The sequence below is a fragment of the Janthinobacterium sp. 344 genome (assembly GCF_900112025.1).
Taxonomy (GTDB): domain Bacteria; phylum Pseudomonadota; class Gammaproteobacteria; order Burkholderiales; family Burkholderiaceae_D; genus Janthinobacterium.
In genome coordinates this window covers 366613-387826 of record NZ_FOKL01000006.1, presented here as the reverse complement: position 1 = coordinate 387826, position 21214 = coordinate 366613, and the positions used below count along the sequence as shown (strand labels likewise).

Here is a 21214-nt window from a genome sequence, read left to right as displayed (position 1 = left end):
CTTGGCTCAGGATGCCGCCTGGCCGCCCCGCTTGACGAAGAACAGGGCCGCGCCCACCGCCATCAGCAAGCCGCCAAAGAAACGGTTCTGCTTTTTCACGGCGCGCGCATCGCGGAAAAAGCGCTGCATCGATGACGCCAGGAAGGCATAGCTGTGCATCACGATGAGGTCGATGGTGCACATGGTGACGGCCAGGATCAGCAGTTGCGGCAGCAGCGGCGCCGTGGGGCTGATGAATTGCGGCAAGACCGCCACCATGAAGATGATGCCTTTCGGATTCGTCACGTTGGTCAAAAAACCCGTCAGCACGCGCCGGCGGCCCGAGGGCAGCACGGCGGCGGCGTGCAGGTCGCCCGCCACGGCCACCTTGGCGCGCCACTGCGACAGGCCCAGGTAGATCAGGTACAGCGCGCCCACCGTCTTGACGATGTTGAACGCCACTTCCGAGGCCAGCAGCAGGGAACCCACGCCGGCGCCGGCGATGGCCAGCACCACCAGCAGCCCCAGCTGCAAGCCGAGGATGGTGGCGCTGGTCTTTTTCACCCCGTACGACAGGCCGTGCGACATCGACAGCACGGCGCCCGAACCAGGCGAGACGGCGATGATGGCGGCGGCGATGACAAAGGTGATCCAGGTGGCGAAGGGCATGCGGTGTCCAGAAAAAATGATGATGATTAGCAATTTTACCCCGGCCCGTGCGGCCCTGCAGGCCATCCCTGGGGTAAGATCGCAGTCATGCCTTACCTACATCATCAAATGCCGGACAACCAAGAATAACATCATGAAAAACAACACTTTCCTCCCTCTGACATTCCCTGCCTTCACCGTGGGAGCGCGCTGAGATGGCCGGCTCCAGCCTGCTGGCCCTGCTCGACGACATCGCCAGCATCCTCGATGACGTTTCCCTGATGACCAAGGTGGCCGCCAAGAAGACGGCCGGCGTGCTGGGCGACGACCTGGCCCTGAACGCGCAGCAGGTGGCCGGCGTGCGCGCCGAGCGCGAACTGCCCGTCGTCTGGGCCGTCGCCGTCGGTTCGCTGAAGAACAAGGCCATCCTCGTGCCCGCCGCGCTGGCCATCAGCGCGTTTGCGCCGTGGGCCATCACGCCGCTGCTGATGGTGGGCGGCGCCTACCTGTGCTTCGAGGGCTTTGAAAAGATCGCCCACAAATACCTGCACCCGGACGACAGCCACAAGGCCGAGCTGGCGCAGGCGCTGCGCGACCCGCAGGTCGACCTGGTGGCGCTGGAAAAGGACAAGATCAAGGGCGCCATCCGCACCGACTTCATCTTGTCGGCGGAAATCATCGTCATCGCCCTGGGCACGGTGGCGGCGGCCACCTTCGCCGAGCAGGTGGCCGTCGTCGTCGGCATCGCCATCATCATGACGGTGGGCGTATATGGCCTGGTGGCCGGCATCGTCAAGCTCGACGACGCGGGCTTTTATTTGTCCGCGCGCCAGGGCGCGGGCGCGCTGATGCAAGGCGTGCGGGCGTTTGGCCGCATGCTCGTCTCGGCGGCGCCGAAGCTGATGAAATTTCTCTCCGTGGTGGGTACCCTGGCCATGTTCATGGTGGGCGGCGGCATCCTGACGCACGGCTGGCCGTGGGCCAGCGCCATGCTGCACCACGCGGAGGAAGCCGTCGGCGGCGTGGCCGGCATCGGCCCCGTGCTGGCCGCCGTCACGCCCAGCCTGATCAACGCGGTGGCCGGCGTCATCGCCGGCGGCCTGGTGCTGGCCGGCGTCACGGCCATCTCGGCTTTGTTGCGCATGATCAAGTCACGCAAATAAGCTTTCTGGTCTGATGGGGCGGCAGGCGCATCCGTGCCTGCCGCCCCGGCCATGCCGCCGGCGCCAGTCCGCCCATGGAGACCGTATGCAGACACCCCCCATCCAACGTCCCAGCAGCGCCTTTATCGGCGCCTCCTGGCTAGCCCTGCTGATCGGCATCCTGACGTACCTGGCCGGCCTGTGGAACGCCGGCATGGCGCTCAACGAGAAGGGCTATTATTTTACGATCCTCATGTACGGCCTGTTCTCCGCCATCTCGCTGCAAAAATCCGTGCGCGACCGCGCGGAAGGCATCGCCGTGACGGGGATTTACTTTGGCCTGTGCTGGATTTCCGTGCTGCTGGCCTTGCTGCTGCTCACCGTCGGCCTGTGGAACGCCACCCTGCAGAACAGCGAAAAGGGTTTCTATGCCATGGCGTTTTTACTCAGCCTGTTCGCCGCCGTGACCGTGCAAAAGAACGTGCGCGACGTGGCCCGCGCCACGCCGCTCGCGCCGGCCGACGCGCCGGGAACTTAAACGTCGGCGGCGCGTCTATCTCCGTATCCATGTCGGGAGAGGATGATGAGCGACCAACAGAAACGTTTGCAGATGGCGCTGGAAGCGGCGCACATGGCGATCTGGGATTCGCGCATCATTGATGGCCAGGTGCTCGACGGCACGGTCAGCTGGTCGGCCAAGGGCGCCACCTTGCTGGGCCTGGACGAGCGGCCGCTGACGCACTCGTTCCACGCCTTTCTCGACTGCGTGCATGCCGGCGACCGCGACAAGGTGGTGGCCGTGCTGCAGGAAGGCGTGCGCCAGCGCGACGGCTATGCCTTGCAGTACCGCGTCATCTGGCCCGACGGCAGCGAACACTGGCTGGCGGCCAAGGCGCAGGTATTCATGGATGCGCAAGGCCAGCCCGAACGCACCCTGGGCATCATCTGGGACATCACGGACCACATGGCGCGCGAACTGATGATCGCCGAGCGCAAGGAACTGGCGGAAGTGACGCTCAGCTCCATCGGCGACGGCGTGATGACCACCGATCCCCAGGGCAAGACACGCTACCTGAACCGCGTGGCCGAGCAGTTGACGGGCTGGAGCCACGAGATGGCGCAAGGCCTGGACATCCGCGAAACCCTGCGCCTGGTCGACGAGCATACGGGCCTGCCGCTCGAGCACGTGGCCATCAAGTGCCTGCGCCAGCGCCACGCCATCGGCATTTCCACGCACGCGCAGCTGGTCACGCGCGACGGCCGCCGCATCGCCATCGAAGAGTCCGCCGCGCCCATCTGGTCGCGCGAGGGCGAGATCCTCGGCGCCGTCGTCGTCTTCCGCGACGTCAGCCACGAGCGCAAGCTGGCCCAGCAGCTATCCTGGCACGCCACGCACGACACCCTGACGGGCCTGATCAACCGGCGCGAATTCGAGCACCTGGTGGCGGGCGCCCTGCACACGGCCAAGCAGGAGGGCCACGTGCATGCGCTGCTGTACCTGGACCTGGACCAGTTCAAGGTCATCAACGACACCTGCGGCCACGGCGCCGGCGACGTGCTGCTGCAGCTGCTGGCGAAGATGCTGCAGGGACATATGCGCGACAGCGACCTCCTGGCGCGCCTGGGCGGCGATGAACTGGGCGTGCTGCTGCCGCACTGTCCGCTCGACCATGCGCGCCTGATCGGCGAACAGCTGCGCCAGTCGATCCGCGATTTCCGCTTCGCCTGGGACGAACGCAGTTTCGAACTGGGCGTGAGCATCGGCATCGTGGAAATCAACCAGGACAGCAAATCCATGAGCGAGCTGCTGAGCGCGGCCGACCAGGCCTGCTACCTGGCCAAGGAGCAGGGCCGCAACCGCCTGCACGTGTACCAGGAGTCCGACGTGATGCTGGCGCAGCGGCATGGCGAAATGCTGTGGATTTCGCGCCTGAACGAAGCGTTCGAGCACGATTATTTCCGCCTGTACGCCATGCCCATCGTGCACCTGCACGACAGCCCCGAATACCACGACGAAGTGCTGATCCGCATCCGCAACGGCAAGGGCGACCTGATCCTGCCGGGCGCCTTCATCCCCGCCGCCGAGCGCTACGACATGATGCTGTCCATCGACCGCTGGGTGATCCGCGCCGTCTGCCACCACATCCAGAGCGTGCGCGACAGCCTGCCGCCGCTGGAAGCCATGGCGGAAAGCCGGCGCCGCGCCCCGGCCCTGTACTCGATCAACCTGTCGGGCATGTCGCTGGCCGACGCGGGCCTGCAGGACTACATCACGGAGCAGTTCGTGCACTACGCGATCGCCCCCGAGCAGATCTGCTTTGAAATCACGGAAACGGCCGTCATCGCCAACCTGCCCAAGGCGCAGGCCTTCATGCACAAGCTCAAGGCCCTGGGCTGCCGCTTCTCGCTCGACGATTTCGGCAGCGGCTTTTCCTCGTTCGGCTACCTGAAAGCCCTGCCCGTCGACTATTTGAAGATCGACGGCGTCTTCGTGCGCGACATCGCCAGCAACGCCATCAACCGCGCCATGGTGAAAGCCATCAATGAAGTGGGCCACGTGATGGGCCTGAAAACCGTGGCCGAATACGTGGAAGATGCGGCCACCCTGGCCGTCATCCGCGAGCTGGGCATCGATTACGCGCAAGGCTACGCCGTGGGCAGCCTGCGCCCGCTGACGGCGGGCGCGGACTAGCCGCCCCCCACCTTGCCAACCATGCCGCATTGCTATCGCTAAATGCATATAAGCATGACCAATCTGGAGGTTTTTGATCTACATCAATAAATTTGCCTAGTCGACTCCTTACACTGATCTCCGTTCTTGCAATCGTGCAAGTCTTACTCACCAATTGCTTATTTAACTGATCAGGAAGCCGCGACCATGCGCCAAAATTTGCCAGTGACTAACCGTGAAGTCCTCGTCTTGGACGATCAGGCCATCGTGTCGAAAACGGATATGAACGGCAATATCGTGTATGTGAACCCGTACTTCAGCCAGGTCAGCGGTTTCAGCGAGGCAGAGCTGCTCGGTTCGCCACAGAACATCGTGCGCCACCCGGACATGCCGGCCGAGGCGTTCGCCGACCTGTGGACCTCGATCCAGGCGGGCACGCCATGGACGGGCCTGGTCAAGAACCGCTGCAAGAACGGCGACTTTTACTGGGTGCGCGCCAACGTCACGCCCATCCGCGAAGCGGGCAAGACCGTCGGCTACATGTCCGTGCGCGTCAAAGCCGACAAGGACCAGGTGAAAGCCACCGAGGAAGCGTATGCCGCCATCCGCAACAAGGAAGGCGGCAAGATCGTCATCAAGAACGGGCAGATCGTGCGCCCGGGCCTGGCGCACCTGCTGCACAGCCTGACGCACATGTCGCTGAACCTGCGCATCTGGGCCGCGACGTCCATCGTCAACTGCCTGCAACTGCTGGTATGCATCATCAGCCTGTTCGCCGCCGGCGGCGAGATCACCAATTACGCCATCTTCGGCGCCACCCTGTTCGGCTTCCTGATCAACGTCTTCCTCTGGTACACCCTGCGCATGTCCGTGCTCAAGCCGCTGGGCAAGGCCCTGAACGGCGCGCGGGCGATTGCCGCCGGCGACCTGTCGGGCAGCTTTGAAACGGACAGCACGGATGAGATGGGCCAGCTGCTGCGCGCCTTGCAGCAGATGAACAGCAACCTGATCGCCACCATCCGCGACGTGCGCATCAACGTGGAAACCATGGCCGTGGCCACCAAGCAGATCGCCGTCGGCAATATGGACCTGTCCGGACGCACGGAATCGCAGGCCGCCAGCCTGGAAGAAACAGCGTCGAGCATCGAGGAATTCTCGTCCACCGTGAAGCAGAACGCGGACAATTCCGTGCAGGCCAACGAGTTGGCCGTGGCCGCCTCGAAAGTGGCGGTGCAGGGCGGCGAGATCGTCTCCGACGTGATCACCACCATGGATGACATCAACACCTCGTCGAAGAAGATCGTCGACATCATCGGCCTGATCGAAGGCATCGCCTTCCAGACCAACATCCTGGCCCTGAACGCGGCCGTGGAAGCGGCCCGTGCCGGCGAACAAGGCAAAGGCTTTGCCGTGGTGGCGGGCGAGGTGCGCAACCTGGCGCAGCGCTCGTCGGTGGCGGCGAAAGACATCAAGCAGCTGATCGAGATTTCCGTCGGCAAGGTGGGCGCCGGCATGCAGCAGGTGAACCGCGCCGGCGCCACGATGGAGCAGGTGGTCAGCTCCGTCAAGCAGGTGACGGCCATCATGCAGGAAATCTCGATCGCCTCGCGCGAACAGAGCATCGGCGTCGACCAGGTCAACCAGGCCATCGCCCACATGGACCAGGTGACGCAGCAGAATGCGGCCCTGGTGGAAGAGGCGGCGGCGGCGGCCACGCGCCTGGCGGAAGAAGCGGCCAGCCTGTCGCAAGCCGTGAGCCTGTTCAATTTCGGCAAGATGCCGCCACCGCGCCGCGTCGCCATGCCGGGCGGCAAATCGGGCGCCGCGGGTGCCGCAAATGCCGGCAAGAGCGCCGGCCTGAAACGCCTGGCCGCCTAAACTTTTCAAGACTTACAACACACCATGCCTACACTACTCAGCAGTGCTTCCGCCGAACTGGACGCCGTCGTCGAATTCGACCCGGTCATCATCGGCAAGATGAGCCAGTCCGGCCCGCGCTACACCTCCTACCCGACCGCCGACCGTTTCAACGGAGATTTCGGCTACGGTAATTTCCTCGAAGCCCTGGCCGCGCTGCGCATGCGCGGCGGCCGCCGGCCCCTGTCGCTGTACGTGCACGTGCCGTTCTGCGACACCCTGTGCTACTACTGCGCCTGCAACAAGATCATCACGAAAGACCGCAGCAAGGCGGCCACCTACCTCAGCTACCTGAAGCAGGAAATCGCCATGCAGGGCAAGCTGTTTGCCGGCATGAACCAGATCGAACAGCTGCATTTCGGCGGCGGCACGCCGACCTATTTCAGCGAAAAGCAGATGGATGAACTGATGCTGCACCTGCGCCAGCATTTCGAGTTCGCCGCCGACGAGGATGGCGAGTATTCCATCGAGATCGACCCGCGCACCGTGTCGCGCGAACGCGTGTTTTCGCTGCGCGCGCAAGGTTTTAATCGCATCAGCCTGGGCGTGCAGGATTTCGACGCCGACGTGCAAAAAGCCGTCAACCGCATCCAGCCCGAAGCGGAGACGGTGGCCATCATGCAGGCGGCGCGCGACGCCGGTTTCCGCTCGATCAGCATCGACCTGATCTACGGCTTGCCCAAGCAAAGCCTGGAGACGATGACGGAAACCCTGCGCAAGGTGATTTCCGCCAGCCCCGACCGCATCGCCCTGTACCACTACGCGCACATGCCGCACCTCTTCAAGCCGCAGCGCCGCATCCTCGATGCCGACATGCCCGACAGCGCCACCAAGCTGGCCATGCTGGGCCTGTGCATCGCGCGCCTGACGGCCGCCGGCTACGTGTACATCGGCATGGACCATTTCGCCAAGCCGACGGACGACCTGGCCGTGGCGCAGCGCCAGGGCCGCCTGCACCGCAACTTCCAGGGCTATTCGACGCGCGCGGAAGCGGACCTGATCGCCTGCGGCGTGTCGGCCATCAGTTCCGTGGGCGCCGTCTACAGCCAGAACGAGAAGACGCTGGACGCCTACTATGAAAAGCTCGACGAAGGCGTGCTGCCGATCGCGCGCGGCATCAAGCTCGATACGGACGACTTATTACGCCGCATTATCATCCAGATGCTGATGTGTAATTTCGAATTGTCGATCGCCACCATCGAACAGGCGCACCCGGTGCAATTTCGCAGCTACTTCGCCAGCGAGCTGGAAAAGCTGCGCGAGCTGGCCCGCGACGGCTTGCTGGTGATCGAGGAAGACTGGCTGACGGTGACGCCGAAAGGGCGCTTGCTGATCCGCAATATCTGCATGGTCTTCGACCGCTATCTGACCCTGGCGCGCGCGAATGCCACGCCCGATGCGCCGCAGCCGCTGCGCTACTCGAAAACGGTGTAAGACCGCGCCACGATGAATGCCCTGAGCTTTCTGCCGCTGTTCCTGGTCGGCCTGGCCGGCAGCGTGCACTGCATCGGCATGTGCGGCGGCATCGTCGGCGCCCTGTCGCTGGGCGGCGGTACCGCGCCCGCGCCCGCGCGTCCGGTGATCGCCATCGCCGTGGCGCGCCCGGCGCTGCAGTCGACGCAGTTGCAGGGCGTCTTGCGCGTGCTGGCCTACAACGGCGGACGCATCGCCAGCTACATGCTGGCCGGCGCCATGGCCGGCAGCCTGGCGGGCGCCGGCATGCTGCACCTGGCGTCACTGCAGGTGGCCGCTTACTGGCTGGCCAACCTGATGCTGGTGGCCCTGGGCCTGTACCTGATGGATGCCTGGCGCGGCCTGGCCCACGTCGAAGCGGCCGGCAATATCGTCTGGCGCCGCGTGCGCCCTCTATTGAAACCGCTGATGCCGATGGATACGCCGCTCAAGGCGCTGGCCGTGGGCGGCCTGTGGGGCTGGGTGCCGTGCGGCATGGTCTACAGCGCCCTGCTGACGGCCATGCTGCAAGGCTCGGCATTGCGCGGCGCGGCCGCCATGGGCGCCTTCGGCCTGGGCACCTTGCCCATGCTGTTCGGCATGGGCCTGCTGGGCACGCGCCTGCGCGCGCAGCTGCAGCGCCGTCCCGTGCGCATCGCCAGCGGCGTGCTGGTGCTGGGCTTCGGTTTGCTGGGCCTGCTGCGCGCCGCCAATGGCGTGTCGCTGGGCTGGCTCGACGCCCTGTGCGTCACGGGCCATCCATGAAAAGAACCGTATGAATGCTGTCTTGAAACCTGCCAGCTGCTTCCATTGCGGCCTGCCCGTGCCCGCTGGTTCCAACTGGAACGTCACCATCGACGACGTGCCGCGCGCCATGTGCTGCCCCGGCTGCGAAGCGGTGGCGCACACCATCGTCGACATCGGCCAGAGCGCGTATTACCGCGAGCGCGACGAATACGCCGTCAACGCGGCGCACGCCACGCTGGTGCCGCCCGAACTGCGCCTGTACAGCAATGACGATGCGCAATTCGCGCGCGACGCCAGCAGCTGCGAAGCGACCCTGTCCGTCGAGGGCATCCGCTGCGCCGCCTGCGTCTGGCTGATCGAGCGTCAATTGACGCGCCTGCCCGGCGTGCAGGCGGCCAGCCTGAACGTCGCCACCGAGCGCCTGTACGTGCGCTGGAGCCGCGCCGAGTGCGAACCGGGCGACATCCTGCAAGCGGTGCGGCAAGTCGGCTACACGGCCTATCCGTATGACGCCGTGCGCCATGGCGAACGCCTGCAACAAGCCAGCAAGACCCTGGGCCGCCAGCTGTTCGTCGCGGGCCTGTCGATGATGCAGGTCATGATGTACGTGGCGCCGTCCTACCTGGCCGCCGAGGATGGCACCCTGGACGACAGCATGGCCAGCCTGATGCGCTGGGCCAGTTTGCTGCTCACCTTGCCCGCCATCTGCTATTCCGCCATGCCGTTTTTCCAGGGCGCCTGGGCCAGCCTGCGCGCGCGCACCCTGGGCATGGACGTGCCCGTGGCGCTGGGCATCCTGGCGGCCTTCTTCGGCAGCGTGGTGGCGACCTTCACGGGCCGCGGCGAGGTGTATTACGACTCGGCCACGATGTTCATCTTCCTCTTGCTGTGCAGCCGCTATTTCGAACTGCAGGCGCGCCGCAAGGCCGCCTCGGCGCTGGAACGCCTGCAGCACGCCTTGCCCGCCTCCGCCTCGCTGATGGCGGGCTTTCCCGACAGCCGCGTCACCACGCTGGTGCCGGCCGGCAGCCTGGCCGTCGGTGACGTGATCCTGGTCAAGCCGGGCGAGGCCATCGCCGCCGACAGCGTCATCATCGAAGGCACGAGCGCGCTCGATTTATCGCTGCTGACGGGCGAGAGCGCGGCCCAGCGCAGAAAGGCGGGCGAGCGGGTGCCGGGCGGGGCCATCAACGCCAGCGCGGCATTGATCTTGCGCGTGCTGAAGCCGGCGCGCGAGAGCACCTTGTCCGACCTGTTGAAACTGATCGAGCGGGCCGGCAGCGGCAAGCCGCAGATCGCCCAGTGGGCCGATAAAGTGGCCGCCTGGTTCGTGCTGGGCCTGCTGCTGTTTGCCGTCGCCGTGTTCGCCTTCTGGAGCTGGCACGACCCGTCGCAGGCATGGCCCGTGGCCATCGCCGTGCTGGTCGTGTCGTGCCCCTGCGCCCTGTCCCTGGCCACGCCGACGGCGCTGGCGGCCGCCACCGACAGCCTGCTGCGGCGCGGCGTGCTGATCGTCCAGCCGCATGTGCTGGAAACCCTGCACCGCGCCACCCATATCGTCTTCGACAAGACGGGAACCCTGACCCTGGGACGGCCCGTGCTGAAACAGATCGAGGCACTCGGCGGCATGACGGAGGATGCCTGCCTGCGGGTGGCCGCCGCGCTGGAAGCGGGCAGCGCCCATCCGCTGGCGCAGGCCATCCTGGGCGCCGCCGAAGGGTTGGCCGGACAGCAGCCGCGCCCGCATGCGGAACGCCTGCAGGAAGTGCAGGGCCAGGGTCTGGAAGGCGTGGTCGACGGCGTACGCTACCGTCTGGGCAATGCGGCCTTTGTCGCCGCCATCGCGGGACCGCCGCTGGGCGACACGGCCGTCGGCATGCAGGGCATGACGCCGCTGTACCTGGGCACGCAGGGCCGCTGGCTGACGCGCTTTTTGCTCAGCGATGCGCTGCGCCCGGAAGCCGTTGACGTGGTCGCGTATTTCCAGCGGCGCGGCAAGCAGGTCGTGCTGCTGAGTGGCGACCAGGAAGCGCTGACGCAAGGCGTGGCGGCGGAACTGGGCATCACCACGGCCTGCGGCGAATGCCTGCCCGATGAAAAGCTCGACTTCGTGCAGCAATTGCAGGCGACGGGCGCCGTGGTGGCGATGGTCGGCGACGGCATCAACGACGCCGCCGTGCTGAGCGCGGCCGACGTCTCCTTCGCCATGGGTTCCGGCGCCGCGCTGGCGCAGGCGCATGCGGACACGGTGCTGCTGTCGAGCCAATTGCTGTCCGTGCTGGACACGGCGAAGACGGCGGCGCGCAGCATGCGCATCATCCGCGAAAACCTGGGCTGGGCCACCTTGTACAATCTGACGGCCATCCCGGCCGCCGCGCTGGGCTTTTTGAACCCCTGGCTGTCCGGCGTCGGCATGGCCGCCAGCTCGGCGGTCGTCATCGCCAACGCCCTGCGCCTGCGGAAAGCCTGAACATGGAAGCACTGTATCTCCTCATCCCCTTGAGCGTCGTGGTCGTCTTCATCGCCCTGTGGGTGTATTTCACCGCCTCGGACAGCGGCCAGTTCGACGACCTCGTCGGACCGGGCCTGCGCGTGCTGCAGGACGACGATACGCCGCCGGAAGCAGCCGTCCCGCCAGCGCCTCAGCGCGAATAACCTTGCGACCCCGGCCGCGCATCGAAGCGCCGGCCCCACCACGGCAGAAACACGGTATTGCCGCCGCGCGCGCGGAACCACGGCTGTTCGTGGTCGACGGGCCGCACCACGGCCGGCGGCGCCACCACCAGCGCTGTCACACTTTCGCTGTCACTGCTGCCCGCCACCAGCACGGGCCGGCCCACGTGGTTCGCATGGGCGATGGCCAGCGCCACGTTGGTCAGCGCCGTGCCGGTACCCGTCTCGCCCAACAATGCTGGCATGTTGAAAGTCTGCTTGTTGAAATCGAAGTCGGGCAATTGCTGCGTCAGGCTTTGCGCCAGCGGGCCAATGCGCTCTGACGAAACAGGATAGCTGCTGCCCGCATCGTGGATGACGTAGCCGATGGCGTCGTCGTTCAATTGCGCGTTCCGGGCGGCAGCGTCGATGGCAGCGCCCCACGCCTGCACGGCGCGCGGGGACTGTCCCTTGCCAGCGCTGAAATCGGCGACATTGCGCGTGGCGGGAAAGCCCAGCCAGGCCAGCGGCGCGCGCTCCGTCTTGTAGCCGGGACCGGCCAGGACCAGCAAGACCATGTTTTCATTGATCTGCTCATCCTTGGGCGGATAACTGGGCGCGTCCCAGTTCATCACCCACACGGTCTTGTCGGGATTGGCCTGCAGGTAAGCCAGGCCCGCCGCCAGGGACGTAAAGCCCGCGTTGGCGCCGCCCATGGTCACGCGCACGTCGGGCGGCGTGGCCGTGGTCCAGGAACCGGGGAAATGGGGGTTGCCGATGCTGAAGGTATCGACAATCTCCTCGCGCAAGTATTCCGCCGCTTCCACGGGATCAAGCCGCCCAGCCGGCAGGGCATATTCAACATGGATGCCGGCCAGTTCACGGCGCGTGGATTTGTCGCTCAGCGAATGGGCGTTGTAAAAATATTCTTCGTTCGAGAAATAAATATCATGAAACAGCGTGATCAATTCCTCCACATACTTTTCATGATATCCATTGAATGTTTCCCGCCCCTTGTTGCCGGAAGCAATCATGCCGATCGATTGCACCTTGCCAAAACGCACAGGATTTTCCTTTACCTTGCTATCGTCCTTGTTCGGCTTGGCCAGGCCCAGTGTCCACAGCAGTTGCCACTCGGTCGGATAGTCGCGCCGCTGCAGGGGATTGAGCCACTGCACGCCCACCACCTGCGCCATATACAGCTGCGCGGGCGCAGCAGGGATAACGGCGGCAACCGGTGCCGCAACCGATGCCTTGCTGGCGCAGGCCGAGGTCAGGAAAAGGACGGCAAGCGCCAGCAATCCCGGCATCAACAATAATCGTTTCATCAGCAATCCTCCTTCAAGAGGCACATCGACTGGCGGGGCTTGCAATACCGACCAGAGTGCAATGCCAGACGCAAGACTGAAAACAAATATGCTCCAGCCCAGCCTGCGCGGAAGAGTAGCAATCAAGTTGCGCATCAGGAGGTCTCCGGGCGCTTGTACATGCGCTCATCCACTATCTCGGGAGGCATGCTTCCAGCGCTGCCATCACTTTGAACCCACTCCAATAACGGTTTTTTTTTAAACAAACCAAGCTTGAAATATTCAAGAAAAATTCTGTTTGAATTACCCTTTTTTTCCAACTCCTTCAACAATCGCCAATCCGCAATCACTCTCAATTCCCGCATCGCCTCCTCGCTGATATGACACACCCCGATCGCCACGTCATACGCCAGCGCCTTTTCAGCGTGCCCAGGATTGCTCAGGATGGTGGAATGGTCGGTCGCATGCGTGTCGCAGGTGGCCGCCAGTTGCCCCTGGATTTCCTGCTTGCGCCATTGCAAGTATTCCGGCGTGGCGGTAGACAGGTCGTCTTCCATCATCGCCTTGCCGTCATTGCCGTCGAGCTTCCCGCGGCGGGCCTTCATGCGCAGGCGGGCGTGGTCTTCGTAGCGCAGTGCCGCCTCGGTATCGCGGTTGCCCTGCGGCGTGCCGCCCACGCTTGTATCGGCATACGGCTCGCCTGCCAGGCGCGCCTTGCCCTCCTGGCGGTGCGTGCCGGGCGGATCGAGATTCTGGTCGAACTGCGGGCTGGGTACGCCAAAGCGCACGGCCTGCGGTGTAAACACTTCCGGCAAGGCGGGCGCCGTCACGGGGATGCGCCAGTCGTCGGGCGGCACGGCATTGATGGGCGTCTTCAGCATCTTCATGAGGGCCGACATGGCGGAGGCCGTGCGCACGCTCGCCGCCTTGCCGGCCGCGCTGGTACTGGCGCGCACGCCCTTGTCCGGGTCGTATCTGGAAATCGGCGAGCGGGGATGCCAGAAATCGGCGCTGCCCCGCGCGGGCTGGCGATAATGGTTGCTCCAATAGTCATAGTCAGCGCGCTTGCCAACGGGAAAGCCCTGCGCAAACACGCGCTGGCTGAACACGCCGTCGCCGCACGTGGCTTTGATTTCTTCGGCGCTCAGACCCAACCAGCCCATGCCCTGGATGGGCGTGGCGGAAATCACCCGGTCGTGCGGATTGCAATACAGGGTGACGCGGCCGCGCGTCGTCGGCTGCGGGCCGCAGGCATAGGCGGCCCTGTCCTTGTCCAGGGTGAAATCATGGCGCACGTTGGCGGCCATGTCCGCCAGCGCGGCAGACATGGGCGGCTCCTTGGCCTGGCCACGCACGATGTCGAAAAACGCCGCCAGGGTCTTGCGGCGCGCCTCGCCGCTTTGCCGGCCCACATTGCCATCGACGTCCCTGACCTGCCCCTGCAGCCAGCCTTCCGTATCGTTTCTGCGCAACAGGCTGTAGGGCGGGTTGCACAAGACATAGGTATCGGCCACGCAGCGCCCGCTTTTGCCCGCCGCATCCTGCACGTCGGCCATTTTATTGCCCAGAAATGCGGCCGCCATGCCCACCATATTGCCCTGGCTGTGGCAGACCACGGTAATCGGCACGTCGGCCTGCTGCCGGCGGATGGCCGCCACCAAGTGCGCCAGGCGCAGTGCTGCCAGCACGAAATAGGGGCGCGGCGGGCAGGCATACACGATGCGGTCGTTGACGGGATTCAGATGCTCGATGTGGATGAACAGGAAGAGGGCGTCCGACAGACCCTCGCCCCACAGGTCCGGGAGGGAGGAGCAGCCATTGGCGAACGGGCCGCCGCCCCAGTAAGCGTGTTCGTTCAGGTAGACCGAATCGCCATATTGCTGCAATTCCCTGTCGCTGGCCTTGTAGCCCCAGCGGAACTGGATCACGGGCGAGAAATGCGCTTGCGGCGCGATGAAGGTGGCGGTCGTATAGTCGGGGTCGACATAGCCGTCATCGCTCAGCTCGCTCCGATAGCCCACCGGCGTCAGTTGCCCGCCCTGCGCCGTGGCATGGGCCATGTGCTCGTCGCAGCGCTTCATGCGCGTGTTCAGGCCTTGGCACAGGCCTGCTTCGGCCGCGCGGTACCACTCGCCGTCGGAATTGACGCCATGCACGAAGATAACGATACCCGGCGACGGCATCTGCTGCAAGCAATCGAGCAGGCAGTGACTGAACAAGGTCGTGCCCTCGGCCTTGCCCACGACCAGGTCCACCTGGGCATCAAACGGATCGCGGCGTTCCGGGTCTTCCATGGCGGACCTTGGGCGTGTCTGGACAAGCCACTGTAAGCTATTGCTTCCATGCACGTTTTACGCCATCTCAAGCCGGCTGTTGCAGGGATCTTGCACGGCTTTTTTGACCGAAATATCACTTTATTTCGATGCCAGTTCGCTATGCTTATTTCATCTGGGGAATTTTGATCCACATCAAAGTTTTTTAGCGGTCAAACACTTACTCTCTGGCCACCATCATAAATAGTAATTCCAGGGAGAGTCTTTGTGGATCAATCGCTGAACTATAACTACAAGATCGTGAAGCAATTCGCGGTCGCTACTGTGGTATGGGGCATCATCGGCATGCTGGTTGGCGTCATCATCGCCGCACAGCTGGCCTGGCCTGCCCTGAACCTCGACATACCATGGCTCACATATGGACGTTTGCGTCCGCTGCACACGAACGCGGTGATTTTCGCCTTCGGCATCTGCGGCCTGTTCGCCACCTCGTACTACGTCGTGCAACGCACCTGCCAGGTGCGCCTGTTTTCCGACAAGCTGGCCGCCTTCACCTTCTGGGGCTGGCAAGCGGTGATCCTGTGCGCCGTCGTCAGCCTGCCCATGGGCCTGACGCGCGGCAAGGAATACGCCGAGCTGGAGTGGCCCATTTCCATCCTCATCGCCGTCGTCTGGATCGCCTACGCCATCGTGTTCTTCGGCACCCTGATCAAGCGCAAGGTCAAGCACATCTACGTGGCCAACTGGTTCTTCGGCGCCTACATCCTGGCCGTGACGATTTTGCACGTGGTCAATGGCGCCGTCATGCCAGCCTCGTTCACCAAGTCGTATTCCGCCTACGCGGGCGTGCAGGACGCGATGATCCAGTGGTGGTACGGGCATAACGCCGTGGGCTTCATCCTGACCGCCGGCTACCTGGGCATGGTCTACTACTTCATCCCGAAACAGGCCGAGCGCCCCGTGTACTCGTACCGCCTGTCGATCGTCCACTTCTGGGCGCTGATCTTCACCTACATGTGGGCCGGCCCGCATCACCTGCACTACACGGCCTTGCCTGACTGGACGCAATCGATCGGCATGGTCTTCTCGCTGGTCCTGCTGGCGCCAAGCTGGGGCGGCATGATCAACGGCATCATGACCCTGTCGGGCGCCTGGCACAAGCTGCGCACCGACCCGATCCTGAAATTCATGATCGTCTCGCTGTCGTTCTACGGCATCGCCACCTTCGAAGGTCCGATGATGTCGATCAAGACCATCAACTCGCTGTCGCACTACACCGACTGGACCGTGGCCCACGTGCATGCGGGCGCCCTGGGCTGGGTGGGCTTCATCACCATGGGTTCGATCTACTACCTGCTGCCGCGCCTGGCGGGCCGCACGCAGATGCACAGCACGCGCCTGGTCGACGTGCACTTCTGGGTGGCCACCATCGGCATCGTGCTGTACATCGCCGCCATGTGGATCGCCGGCGTGATGCAGGGCCTGATGTGGCGCGCGGTCAATCCGGACGGCACCCTGACCTACACCTTCGTCGAAAGCGTGAAAGCAACGTATCCGTACTACGTGGTGCGCGTGGCCGGTGGCCTGCTGTACCTGTCGGGTATGTGCATCATGGGCTACAACACCTGGATGACTCTGCGCGGCAGCAAACTCCCCGTCGCCCGCATTCCGGAACTGAACGCGGCGCACGCCTGATAGGAGCAAGAGCAAATGAAATTTTCACATGCATGGATTGAAAAAAACCCCTGGCTGCTGATCGCCCTGGTCACGGTGGTGATCAGCATCGGCGGCGCCGTCGAGATCGTTCCGCTGTTCTTCCAGAAGAGCACGACGGAGCCCGTCGCCGGCCTGAAGCCGTACTCGCCGCTGCGCCTGGCGGGCCGCGACATCTACGTGCGCGAAGGCTGCTACAACTGCCACTCGCAGATGGTGCGTCCGCTGCGCGCGGAAACGGAACGCTATGGCCACTATTCGGTCGCCGGCGAGTTCGTCTACGACCGTCCGTTCCAGTGGGGTTCCAAGCGCACCGGGCCCGACCTGGCCCGCGTGGGCGCCCGCTACAGCGATGAATGGCACCGCACGCACTTGAACAACCCGCGCGACGTGGTGCCCGAGTCGAACATGCCGGCCTACCCCTGGCTGGCGAAGACCAAGCTGGTGCCTGACGACATCATGCCGAAGATGCGCGCCCTGAAACGCCTGGGCCAGCCGTACAGCGATGAAGAGATCGCCGCCGGCCCCGCGCAGCTGCAGGACAAGACGGAAGAAGACGCCCTGGTCGCCTATCTGCAAGGCCTCGGTACATTAATCAAAACAAGGAATTAGCATGGCAATCGACAACCTGTTTGACAGCGCCAGCAGCGTCATGACGGTGGTTTCCTTTACGACGTTCGTGGGCATCCTGTGGTGGACCTTCAGCCGCAGCAATAGCGACTTCGACGCGGCGGCGCGCCTGCCGTTCGCCGACGACGCGCTCGACTATCCGGCCGAAGCCGAGATGAACCTGGCCAAGGAGCGCAACCATGGCTGACTTTACCAATGGCTTCTGGAACATCTACATCATCGTGCTGTCCCTGCTGGGCATCATCGGCTGCGGCGTGCTGCTGTACTCGCAATCGAAAGTAAAAGTGGCCGCCGGCGCCCCCGCCGACGGCACCACGGGCCACGTGTGGGACGAGGACTTGAAGGAACTCAACACGCCGATGCCGCGCTGGTGGATGTGGCTGTTCTACATCACCATCGTCTTCGCGCTGGCCTATCTGTTCCTGTATCCGGGCCTGGGCAACTATGCCGGCAGCCTGGGCTGGAAATCGACGGGCCAGTACGAGGAAGAGCTGAAGAAGGCGGAAGCCGACTACGGCCCCCTGTTCAACAAGTACCTGGGCCAGGACCTGAAAACGGTGGCCGCCGATCCGCAGGCGCAAGCCATCGGCCAGCGCTTGTTCCTGACCTACTGCGCGCAGTGCCACGGTTCGGATGCGCGCGGCAACAAGGGCTTCCCCAACCTGACGGACAAGGACTGGCTGTATGGCGGTGATCCCGACATCATCAAGACCACCATCATGCATGGCCGCAATGGCCAGATGCCGCCGATGGGCGCCGCGCTGGGCTCCGAAAAGGATGTCGAGAACGTGGCCCATTACGTGCTGAGCCTGTCCGGTTCCACCTCGGATCCCGTCAAGTCGGTGCTGGGCAAGGGCAAGTTCGGCGCCTGCATGGCCTGTCACGGCGCCGATGCGAAGGGCAACCAGATGCTCGGCGCGCCGAACCTGACGGACAAGACCTGGCTGTATGGCGGCAGCGCCGACACCATCATGGAAACCATCCGCAAGGGACGCAGCAACACCATGCCGGCCTTCAGTGATTTCCTTGGCGAGTCGAAGGTGCACGTGCTGTCGGCGTACGTCTGGAGCCTGTCGAATCCGCAGGCGCCCGCTAAGTAAAAATGGAACCTCAAGTCATCAAGATGTATGCGGCCCGCGAGCAGATCTACCCTCGCGAGGCCAAAGGACGCTACGCTACCTGGCGATGGGTATGCGTCTGGCTTACCCAGCTGGCGTTCTACGGCTTGCCGTGGCTGACCTGGAATGGCAGGCAAGCCCTGCTGTTCGATCTGACCACGCGCAAGTTCTACATTTTCGGCGTCGTGCTGTGGCCCCAGGATTTCATCTACCTGGCGGCCCTGCTGATCATCTGTGCGTATCTGCTGTTCCTCGTCACGGCCATTGCCGGGCGGGTGTGGTGCGGGTTCTCTTGCCCGCAAACGGTGTACACGGAAATCTTCCTGTGGGTCGAACGCCGCATCGAGGGCACGCGCAGCGCGCGCATGGCCCTCGACAAGCAGGGCCCGTCCCTGCGCAAGGCCTTCAAGAAGACGGCCAAGCACCTGGTGTGGGGCGCCATCGCCCTGTGGACGGGCTTTACCTTCGTCGGCTACTTCACGCCGATCAAGGAACTGGCGCATTCGGTGACCACCCTGAGCTTCGGCCCGTGGGAATGGTTCTGGGTCTTGTTCTACAGCCTGGCAACCTACGGCAACGCGGGCTGGCTGCGCGAGCAGGTGTGCAAATACATGTGCCCCTACGCGCGTTTCCAGAGCGCCATGTTCGACCAGGACACCCTGATCATCACCTACGATGCCAAGCGGGGCGAGCCACGCGGCGCGCTGAGCAAGAAGGCCGGCAACAACGCCAAGCTGGGCGACTGCATCGACTGCACTTTGTGCGTGCAGGTGTGTCCGACCGGCATCGATATCCGCAATGGCCTGCAGTATGAATGCATCGGCTGCGCCGCCTGCGTGGACGCCTGCAACAGCGTGATGGACAAGGTCGACCGGCCACGGGGACTGGTACGCTACAGTACCGACCATGCGATGGAAAACAATTTCAATTCGCAGCAGATCCGCCGGCGCGCCATGCGACCGCGCGTGCTGATCTACACCTCCATCCTGGCGCTGATCATCATCGCCGTGTGTGCCTCGCTGGCCCTGCGCACGCCATTGAAAATGGACGTGATCCGCGACCGTGGTTCCATGGGACGCGAGGTGGAAGACGGCATGATCGAAAACGTCTACCGCCTGCAGATCATGAACACCTCGGAGCAAAGCCAGAGCTTCAGGATCAGCGTGTCCGGCCTGCCCGGCCTGACCTTGCTGACGCGCGACGAAGTGACCCTGCAGCCGACGGAAACGCTGGGCTGGCCCATCCGCCTGCGCGTGCCGCATGGCGTCGGCGAGAAGGGCTCGAACAAGATCGCCATCGAGCTGCAATCGCTGGACGATCCGTCGCTGCATGTGCGGGAAAACGCGGTATTCATCGTGCCGCGCTGATGTTGATTTGGGGTCGGTCCCTCAGGGTCCGACCCCGGTATTTCGCCGTATGGGTATCATCAATCATGCGTTAGGGTCACTTGATTTTCAACCCGGAAGCAAAAGCTGGGGTCAGACCCACAGGGTCCGCCCCCAAGGAGAACACAATGTCCGACAGTCTGAAACTGCAACCTCCCGTTGCCCCATGGTACAAGCACCGCTGGCCATGGCTGCTGATGATCGGTCCCGGCCTGTCCGTCGTCGTCGGCAGCTTCATGGGCTATATCGCGTTTACGCAACCCGATGCGCTGGTGGTGGGCGACTACTACAAGCAGGGCAAGGCCATCAACCAGGACTTGCGGCGCGATACGGCCGCCAGCAACCTGGCCATGTCGACCAGCCTGGCGTACGACGTGGCGACAGCGCGCCTGACGGGTTCCGTGCACAGCTTCGGCAAGGCCTACCAGGCGCCTTTGCAGCTGCACCTGGCGCATGCGACCTTGCCGGAAAAAGACATCAAGCTGCTGGTGCAGCCCGATGCGGCGGGCAATTTCTCGGTGGCCCTGCCGATGCTCGAGCGCAGCCGCTGGCAGGTGCTGGTGGAAAACAATACGCGCGAGTGGCGCCTGTCCGGCATCTGGACCTGGCCGGCGCAGCGCAGCATCGCGCTGCACGCGGACGAGGAACTGTAAGGGACAGTGCCGGGAAAACCGTCGCGAGCGGCAGTGATTTGTGGTTGAGAAGCACAGCTGTGCTATAGCACAGCGAGCATCGCAGGCCGCAAAGCGCGACGCGCAGCAGGGTTTGACGGTGCGGTTATTTGCAGGTATCCGTGCCGGCCGTGATGGCCTTCAATTTCGCGGGCTGCAAGATCTCGATCTCGCGGTTCGACACGCGCAGCCAGCCTTCCTTCTTGAACTTCGACAACAGGCGGCTGACGCTCTCGATGGTCAGGCCCAGGTAGTTGCCGATTTCCTCGCGCGACATGCGCAGCTGGAAATTGCTGCCCGAATAGCCGCGCGCCTCGTAGCGCGACGCCAGGTTGACGATGAAGGCGGCGAAACGCTGCGTCGCCTGCATATTGCCCAGCAACAGCATCACGCTTTGCTCGCGCGTGATTTCCTGGCTCATCATGCGGTGGAAGTGGCGCAGCAGGGTGGGCATATTGCCCAGCAATTGTTCCAGGCTGGAAAACGGGATTTCACACACTTCGCTGTCTTCCAGCGCCACCGCGTTGCAGTGGTGGCGGTCGGCGCTGATGGCGTCCATGCCCAGCAGTTCACCGGCCATCTGGAACCCCGTTACCTGCTCTTCGCCGCCCGGGTTGATCTGGTAGGTCTTGAAGTGGCCCAGCCGGATCGCGTACAGGTTCTGGAACGAGTCGCCGATGCGGAACAGCGAGGCGCCGCGCGCGATCTTGCGGCGGCGGCCGATAATCTGGTCCAGCCTGTCCATGTCGCCTACGTCGAGCCCCATCGGCAGGCACAATTGATGCATGCTGCACGTCGAGCAGCGCGCACGCAACGCTTCCACGTTCACGGCAGGCAAGGCTGGAGAGAGTAGCGCTTCTGTCATGTCAGACCCTTTTAGAAAAATGCAACAACAAGTTTACTGCATAG

At 63.9% G+C, this 21214-nt stretch carries 18 protein-coding genes; 14 read left to right on the top strand and 4 right to left on the bottom strand.

The features are described from left to right. Nucleotides 1–6: 6 nt before the first annotated feature. On the bottom strand, nucleotides 7–648 hold the full coding sequence (locus BM193_RS18245) for a LysE family transporter (protein ID WP_092799071.1): 642 nt from the start codon (nucleotides 646–648) through the stop codon (nucleotides 7–9). A 194-nt stretch (nucleotides 649–842) separates the two neighbouring features. On the opposite strand from BM193_RS18245, the gene BM193_RS18240 reads away from it, so the two are divergent. From BM193_RS18240 to ccoS, 8 genes are all read left to right on the top strand, one after another. Then, nucleotides 843–1790: a DUF808 domain-containing protein gene (locus tag BM193_RS18240; RefSeq protein WP_092799069.1), complete on the top strand. Its 948-nt coding sequence runs from the start codon at nucleotides 843–845 to the stop codon at nucleotides 1788–1790. 85 nt (nucleotides 1791–1875) lie between these two features. Beyond that, the gene (yiaA, locus tag BM193_RS18235; RefSeq protein ID WP_092799067.1) at nucleotides 1876–2307 is read left to right on the top strand and encodes an inner membrane protein YiaA; all 432 of its coding nucleotides are present in this window, start codon (nucleotides 1876–1878) and stop codon (nucleotides 2305–2307) included. Between the two features lie 45 nt (nucleotides 2308–2352). After that, complete coding sequence (locus tag BM193_RS18230) at nucleotides 2353–4461, top strand: EAL domain-containing protein (RefSeq protein WP_092799225.1); 2109 nt, start codon at nucleotides 2353–2355, stop codon at nucleotides 4459–4461. Between the two features lie 186 nt (nucleotides 4462–4647). Beyond that, a complete protein-coding gene (locus BM193_RS18225; protein ID WP_092799065.1) occupies nucleotides 4648–6318 on the top strand; it encodes a methyl-accepting chemotaxis protein in 1671 nt (556 codons plus the stop codon). A 24-nt stretch (nucleotides 6319–6342) separates the two neighbouring features. Beyond that, nucleotides 6343–7791: an oxygen-independent coproporphyrinogen III oxidase gene (gene hemN / locus BM193_RS18220; protein WP_092799063.1), complete on the top strand. Its 1449-nt coding sequence runs from the start codon at nucleotides 6343–6345 to the stop codon at nucleotides 7789–7791. A 12-nt stretch (nucleotides 7792–7803) separates the two neighbouring features. Next, nucleotides 7804–8574, top strand: coding sequence for a sulfite exporter TauE/SafE family protein (locus BM193_RS18215; protein WP_092799061.1), 771 nt, complete (start codon nucleotides 7804–7806; stop codon nucleotides 8572–8574). 10 nt (nucleotides 8575–8584) lie between these two features. After that, nucleotides 8585–11026, top strand: a complete 2442-nt coding sequence (locus BM193_RS18210) for a heavy metal translocating P-type ATPase (RefSeq protein ID WP_092799059.1) — start codon at nucleotides 8585–8587, stop codon at nucleotides 11024–11026. Between the two features lie 2 nt (nucleotides 11027–11028). Next, nucleotides 11029–11211, top strand: a complete 183-nt coding sequence (gene ccoS, locus BM193_RS18205; protein ID WP_092799057.1) for a cbb3-type cytochrome oxidase assembly protein CcoS — start codon at nucleotides 11029–11031, stop codon at nucleotides 11209–11211. Here the strand turns inward: ccoS and BM193_RS18200 are convergent. Then, a complete protein-coding gene (locus tag BM193_RS18200; RefSeq protein WP_175533335.1) occupies nucleotides 11199–12671 on the bottom strand; it encodes a virulence factor in 1473 nt (490 codons plus the stop codon). The genes ccoS and BM193_RS18200 overlap by 13 nt on opposite strands. Further along, nucleotides 12671–14809, bottom strand: a complete 2139-nt coding sequence (locus BM193_RS18195) for a T6SS effector phospholipase Tle3 domain-containing protein (RefSeq protein WP_092799055.1) — start codon at nucleotides 14807–14809, stop codon at nucleotides 12671–12673. The genes BM193_RS18200 and BM193_RS18195 overlap by 1 nt, the downstream gene beginning before the upstream one ends. A gap of 246 nt (nucleotides 14810–15055) precedes the next feature. On the opposite strand from BM193_RS18195, the gene ccoN reads away from it, so the two are divergent. From ccoN to BM193_RS18165, 6 genes are all read left to right on the top strand, one after another. Then, the gene (gene ccoN, locus BM193_RS18190) at nucleotides 15056–16483 is read left to right on the top strand and encodes a cytochrome-c oxidase, cbb3-type subunit I (RefSeq protein ID WP_092799053.1); all 1428 of its coding nucleotides are present in this window, start codon (nucleotides 15056–15058) and stop codon (nucleotides 16481–16483) included. Between the two features lie 15 nt (nucleotides 16484–16498). Beyond that, complete coding sequence (gene ccoO, locus BM193_RS18185) at nucleotides 16499–17113, top strand: cytochrome-c oxidase, cbb3-type subunit II (protein WP_070223252.1); 615 nt, start codon at nucleotides 16499–16501, stop codon at nucleotides 17111–17113. 1 nt (nucleotide 17114) lies between these two features. Next, the gene (locus BM193_RS18180) at nucleotides 17115–17318 is read left to right on the top strand and encodes a cbb3-type cytochrome oxidase subunit 3 (protein WP_092799051.1); all 204 of its coding nucleotides are present in this window, start codon (nucleotides 17115–17117) and stop codon (nucleotides 17316–17318) included. Further along, nucleotides 17311–18231: a cytochrome-c oxidase, cbb3-type subunit III gene (gene ccoP, locus BM193_RS18175; RefSeq protein ID WP_092799049.1), complete on the top strand. Its 921-nt coding sequence runs from the start codon at nucleotides 17311–17313 to the stop codon at nucleotides 18229–18231. The genes BM193_RS18180 and ccoP overlap by 8 nt, the downstream gene beginning before the upstream one ends. Before the next feature lie 2 nt (nucleotides 18232–18233). Beyond that, nucleotides 18234–19616, top strand: a complete 1383-nt coding sequence (gene ccoG, locus BM193_RS18170; protein ID WP_092799047.1) for a cytochrome c oxidase accessory protein CcoG — start codon at nucleotides 18234–18236, stop codon at nucleotides 19614–19616. Between the two features lie 146 nt (nucleotides 19617–19762). Next, entirely contained in the window at nucleotides 19763–20287 is a 525-nt protein-coding gene (locus BM193_RS18165) for a FixH family protein (protein ID WP_092799045.1), read from the top strand. A 124-nt stretch (nucleotides 20288–20411) separates the two neighbouring features. On the opposite strand, the gene fnr is transcribed toward BM193_RS18165, so the two are convergent. Continuing rightward, the gene (gene fnr, locus BM193_RS18160) at nucleotides 20412–21170 is read right to left on the bottom strand and encodes a fumarate/nitrate reduction transcriptional regulator Fnr (protein ID WP_092799043.1); all 759 of its coding nucleotides are present in this window, start codon (nucleotides 21168–21170) and stop codon (nucleotides 20412–20414) included. Nucleotides 21171–21214: the final 44 nt, after the last annotated feature.

What these genes read in the sequence shown, in the direction of transcription:
- BM193_RS18245 (WP_092799071.1), bottom strand. Translation starts at nt 648, where the DNA reads ATGCCCTTCGCCACCTGGATCACCTTTGTCATCGCCGCCGCCATCATC.
- BM193_RS18240 (WP_092799069.1), top strand. Translation starts at nt 843, where the DNA reads ATGGCCGGCTCCAGCCTGCTGGCCCTGCTCGACGACATCGCCAGCATC.
- yiaA (WP_092799067.1), top strand. Translation starts at nt 1,876, where the DNA reads ATGCAGACACCCCCCATCCAACGTCCCAGCAGCGCCTTTATCGGCGCC.
- BM193_RS18230 (WP_092799225.1), top strand. Translation starts at nt 2,353, where the DNA reads ATGAGCGACCAACAGAAACGTTTGCAGATGGCGCTGGAAGCGGCGCAC.
- BM193_RS18225 (WP_092799065.1), top strand. Translation starts at nt 4,648, where the DNA reads ATGCGCCAAAATTTGCCAGTGACTAACCGTGAAGTCCTCGTCTTGGAC.
- hemN (WP_092799063.1), top strand. Translation starts at nt 6,343, where the DNA reads ATGCCTACACTACTCAGCAGTGCTTCCGCCGAACTGGACGCCGTCGTC.
- BM193_RS18215 (WP_092799061.1), top strand. Translation starts at nt 7,804, where the DNA reads ATGAATGCCCTGAGCTTTCTGCCGCTGTTCCTGGTCGGCCTGGCCGGC.
- BM193_RS18210 (WP_092799059.1), top strand. Translation starts at nt 8,585, where the DNA reads ATGAATGCTGTCTTGAAACCTGCCAGCTGCTTCCATTGCGGCCTGCCC.
- ccoS (WP_092799057.1), top strand. Translation starts at nt 11,029, where the DNA reads ATGGAAGCACTGTATCTCCTCATCCCCTTGAGCGTCGTGGTCGTCTTC.
- BM193_RS18200 (WP_175533335.1), bottom strand. Translation starts at nt 12,671, where the DNA reads ATGCGCAACTTGATTGCTACTCTTCCGCGCAGGCTGGGCTGGAGCATA.
- BM193_RS18195 (WP_092799055.1), bottom strand. Translation starts at nt 14,809, where the DNA reads ATGGAAGACCCGGAACGCCGCGATCCGTTTGATGCCCAGGTGGACCTG.
- ccoO (WP_070223252.1), top strand. Translation starts at nt 16,499, where the DNA reads ATGAAATTTTCACATGCATGGATTGAAAAAAACCCCTGGCTGCTGATC.
- BM193_RS18180 (WP_092799051.1), top strand. Translation starts at nt 17,115, where the DNA reads ATGGCAATCGACAACCTGTTTGACAGCGCCAGCAGCGTCATGACGGTG.
- ccoP (WP_092799049.1), top strand. Translation starts at nt 17,311, where the DNA reads ATGGCTGACTTTACCAATGGCTTCTGGAACATCTACATCATCGTGCTG.
- ccoG (WP_092799047.1), top strand. Translation starts at nt 18,234, where the DNA reads ATGGAACCTCAAGTCATCAAGATGTATGCGGCCCGCGAGCAGATCTAC.
- BM193_RS18165 (WP_092799045.1), top strand. Translation starts at nt 19,763, where the DNA reads ATGTCCGACAGTCTGAAACTGCAACCTCCCGTTGCCCCATGGTACAAG.
- fnr (WP_092799043.1), bottom strand. Translation starts at nt 21,170, where the DNA reads ATGACAGAAGCGCTACTCTCTCCAGCCTTGCCTGCCGTGAACGTGGAA.